The following is a 1013-nucleotide window of genomic DNA, read 5'->3' on the forward strand; positions in this document are numbered from 1 at the left end:
GGCATCAACAGGCTCAAACGCAACCGCGCCGTCGCCACACGGTTCGACAAACTCGCGGTCCGCTACGAGGCCACCGTGCACATCGCAGCGATCAACGAGTGGCTACGCCATTGAAACAGGCTCTAGGTGTAAGTGCCCTGCGAGGTCGGGAACGCGGGTGGCGGGTGGTTCGCCGCCGATCGTCTGTGGCGTGCCCAGAACGCGACCGCGACCTCCCCGGGCAGTACCCCTACGCGGTCGGGTCCGGGCCCAGTGCGCGGTCCAGGAGCTCACCCAGCTGGTCGAGGTGCGCCTCCGACAGGTCCCGGAACGACGACTCGACGACGCCGTCCACGAGGTCCTGCCCCTCGGCGCGCAGCCGCGCCCCCTCCTCGGTCAGGCGGTGCCGCACGGCGCGGCCGGGGCCGGGGACGCGTTCGATGAGCCCGCGCTCGGCCATCCGGGTCGCCAGCGAGCCGAAGGACTGGTCGGTCTGGAACGTCAGCACCGCCAGTTCGTGCAGCGAAGCCTCCGGGCGGCGGTGCAGGTGGCGCAGGGTGTCCCACTGCACGAGCGAAAGCCCCAGCGGCGCCAGCGCCCGGCTCAGGGCCCGGTGGTGGCGGTACTGCAGCCGCTTGACGGCCAGGGCGACATCGCCGGGACGGTACTTCATGCGGGTCAGCCTAACTCACCGAACCCAGGTTGCTTATCTAAGCAACCTTATATAAGGTTCCTTAGGTACGAACCTCGCAACGGAGGAGTCTCAATGATCGTGTCAAGCAGCAGCCGTGGCCGTGACCGGCGGTGAGGGATGGAACTCACGCCCGTCGCGCAGCAGGGCCCAGATGACGTCGACCAGGCGGCGGGCCAGGGCGATCAACGCCTGGGTGTGCCGCTTCCCCTCGCTGCGTTTACGCAGGTAGAACGCCCGGGAGGGACCGTCGGGACGTTTGATCGCCGACAGGGCAGCCGGGTAGAACACCCGCCGCAGGCCGCGGTGGTAGCGCTGGGGGCGGTGCAGATTGCCTCGCACC

General features: G+C 69.0%; 1 protein-coding gene and 1 pseudogene. Both read right to left on the reverse strand.

Translation table 11 applies throughout. The features are described 5' to 3' along the window. Positions 1 to 229 precede the first annotated feature (229 nt). Positions 230 to 652, reverse strand: coding sequence for a MarR family winged helix-turn-helix transcriptional regulator (locus tag ACLJPY_RS50130; protein ID WP_410598087.1), 423 nt, complete (start codon positions 650 to 652; stop codon positions 230 to 232). Positions 653 to 754: 102 nt separating this feature from the next. Continuing rightward, positions 755 to 1013 (reverse strand): annotated as a pseudogene (locus tag ACLJPY_RS50135) (IS110 family transposase); the annotation flags it as partial.

Source organism: Amycolatopsis sp. lyj-23 (assembly GCF_046549135.1).
Lineage (GTDB): Bacteria > Actinomycetota > Actinomycetes > Mycobacteriales > Pseudonocardiaceae > Amycolatopsis.

Excerpts from the sequence above, each read along its gene's own strand:
- ACLJPY_RS50130 (WP_410598087.1), bottom strand. The coding sequence starts at position 652 with ATGAAGTACCGTCCCGGCGATGTCGCCCTGGCCGTCAAGCGGCTGCAG.